The 2,899-nt window shown below is 56.9% G+C and carries 1 protein-coding gene and 2 pseudogenes; all 3 read left to right on the top strand.

Features of this window, described 5'->3' with window-relative positions; genetic code table 11:
* Positions 1–26 precede the first annotated feature (26 nt).
* Positions 27–1,141: pseudogene (locus B5F88_RS18915) on the top strand (hypothetical protein).
* A 14-nt stretch (positions 1,142–1,155) separates the two neighbouring features.
* Entirely contained in the window at positions 1,156–2,538 is a 1,383-nt protein-coding gene (locus B5F88_RS18910; RefSeq protein WP_087936980.1) for a DUF6138 family protein, read from the top strand.
* A gap of 10 nt (positions 2,539–2,548) precedes the next feature.
* Positions 2,549–2,899: pseudogene (locus tag B5F88_RS18905) on the top strand (hypothetical protein); the annotation flags it as partial.

The following is a 2,899-nucleotide window of genomic DNA, read 5'->3' as shown; positions in this document are numbered from 1 at the left end:
TCTATCTTCTGGAGGAGTGTGAAATCATGAGTCTGAAATACACCTGCCCCGGCTGTGGGACACCTTTAGGCTATGAGGGATTGTGCTGGAAATGCAAATCTGAACAGGAGCGGAAGGCTGCTCTTGCTTGGACACCGGAACAAATCACAGAAAAGCAAAGAAACCTGATTCAGAACATCCAGCGGCTGGCTGATATGGAGGACCCGGAGTTCACCGACTTCTGGCAGCTGCTGGGGTACCATGATGCCATCACCCCGGAGATTCAGCGGGCGGCACTGGCCGCAGAGGTGTTCTGGCCGTGTGAAATCTATTATCACGCTCCCGCCGATGTGCGGGATGGTCTGATTCATGCGCTGTTGTCTGCGGAATATTCCAGCGCGGCTTCTAACCTGATGAGTTGCCTTGCTATGCAGGGAGATGACAAGGCAATGGAGACGCTGCTGGAGCTGGAGCGAAATCCCCGGCCCTGGCGCAAGGGCCTCTATGTGGACCCATCCAGCTATGCACAGATCGGCGGCTGGACCTTCGACAAAGAGGGCCAGAAAATCCAACTCAACTTCGATACCTGCTATCCTATGGTCAAAGGAACTACCGGCGAGAAATCTCCCGTCCGCATTGGCCGGGCACGGGAGGACACATGCCCCACTGTGGCGGACGCATGGTGGACATGCTGGTGCTGGATGGCCGGGATGAGCGGCTCCGGTTCCTGGGACTGGACGGCATCCTGACTGCCACCTGCTGCCCCAGCTGCGTGGGATTTCTAAAAGGACCCGCCTTTAACCGCTTTACCCTGGACGGCGGCGTGGAGGTCTTTCCCTCCGAACTCTTTGACGGAGCGGAGAAGGCGGATTGCTATGTCCGGCCCGAGGACTACAAGGCCCTTACCGAAAATCCCTTTGTGCTGGACAAGACGCCGGCGCCCCTGTTTTACGGTGCGGCCTGTCAGGATGTGAACTCCATCGGCGGCTTTGGCAACTGGGTACAGGACGCGGAATATACGACCTGCCCCCACTGCGGCAAGCCAATGAAATATCTGGCCCAGATTCAGTGGGATACGGTGTTTGACTGTGCGGAGGGCACGCTCTATGTGGAGTTCTGCCCAGACTGCCACATCGTATCCATGCAGCATCAGCAGACCTGAGAGGAGACCTTGCCATGAGTTTGCCTAAGCGTGACGGCGTGCATGACCGTTACTATCTGATCCACAAGCCGGACACTTCACCGGAGGTGCTGGCGGAGGCGGATCTCTGCATTCAGGATGTGCTGAACGGCACCGCCCGTGAAAATCACTCCGCCTACCCGACTGTGGTGCGAAATCACAACGGGACACCCTTTCTTCCCAGCCAGCTGTTGGATCGGTATCTGTCCAAACTGCCTTTGAAGGGATTTCCCTATGAGGAAGCTGTTATATTCTGCGATGCCCTGCGGCGGCTGGTGGGCTGGCAGGAGATCCGCTATACATTGGAGAAGTACATAGAAAAGCAGGTGCAGGAACGCTACTTCCTTGTGGGAGAGCGGGAAGATGGCTTTACTGTCTTTCCGCCCTGCACAGTGTGGCCGGAATTGCGCTCGGAGGATGTGGATGAAGGGCTGCTGCGCTTTGCCTGCTATGTGGCGGTCTGCCATACGGTGTACGGGCAGAGTTTTGAATCCCTCACCACCGAGCACATCCTCGGCCTGGTTTCGCAGCTCCGCCCAGATATGGTGAAGCAGCTGAAAACAGCCGGCAGCGGCAAATTGCCAAAGGAAATCCAGCAGCGTAAGACGGAGCATTTCACCGCATCGGCCAATGATGCGTTCGCCACCATCCGCATCACCGCCAGGGACTCCACGGAGGAGTGCTATGCTGAAATCCTGGACTATCTGTGTGCGGTACTGGAACAGGAGGAATTCCCCCGCAGTTACTCGGTGGAGTTCAGAGGAAAGGAGAAAATCTATCTGCCAATTCCCGGCCTGCCCAAGAAGGGAGTCAATCAGCTCTTTGCCTGCGCTGTGCAACACCCCGATCTGCATCCGGCTATGGAGCGATACGCTCGTCTGGCAATGCGGGAGTTTGAGTGGTACAACAACCTCTCTGATGAGTCCTGCGCCATGCCCGGCACCTTTGCCGTATTCGCTCTGGGGCTGGAGGGAGAACAGTGGGCGCCGCTGGTGACGGAGTATCTGAATCTCTGCGACGACGAACACTCCTCCCTGCAAGAGAAATTCCTTCATGCCTTTATCCGGAAGTTTGGGTTTCAAACATGGACACTGGGCGTATTGGTACGGGGCGCATTGTCTATGCAGTGGCTGAAGCCTGCCAAGGAATTCCGCAGCCTGATCGCCAATGAGGAGAGCCTGGACGTGCTGCTGACAGTCAAGCGCCGCTTTTCCGCTTATCTCCTGCCGGAAGAAAACAAAGACCCGAAATTCCGGGCCATCGCTTGGCAGAGCCTGCTCTGGTCCATTTGGGGTTCAGCCTCCGAAAACGGCGGCGGCAAGGTCCTCAAGGCCGCACCGAAGGAACTGAAAGAGAAATACCAGCAGGTATTCGCGTAAGGAGAACGCCATGAAAAAGAGAACGGTCAAGGACTTTGTTGCCCTGTACGCCCCGGAAGATGAGGAAAAACTGGTACTGATTCAGGACGGTGTCAGCGCGGACAAAACCTTTCTGGATACCTTTTGGGCGGCACATACCCATGCCCTCGCCATGGCGGATGTCCAGACCGGACAGGCGATCTCCGGTCGATGCTGCCTGAGCTGGCCGCTGACGGACAAGGAACGGGATGCCGGCGACTATTCCAAACGGTTTACCAAGGGCCAGATCTACCGGATCAAAGCCCGCGGCTGGAAAGGTGATGCCCTCTACGAACCTCAGTGGTATGTCACGGAGGTACTGGAGGAAGGCGTACCCTGTCCG

Origin of the sequence: Flavonifractor sp. An306 (assembly GCF_002159455.1) — a bacterium.
GTDB lineage: Bacteria > Bacillota > Clostridia > Oscillospirales > Oscillospiraceae > Flavonifractor.
The sequence above is the reverse complement of the archived record's forward strand: the minus strand, read 5'-3'. Positions and strand labels throughout refer to the sequence as shown.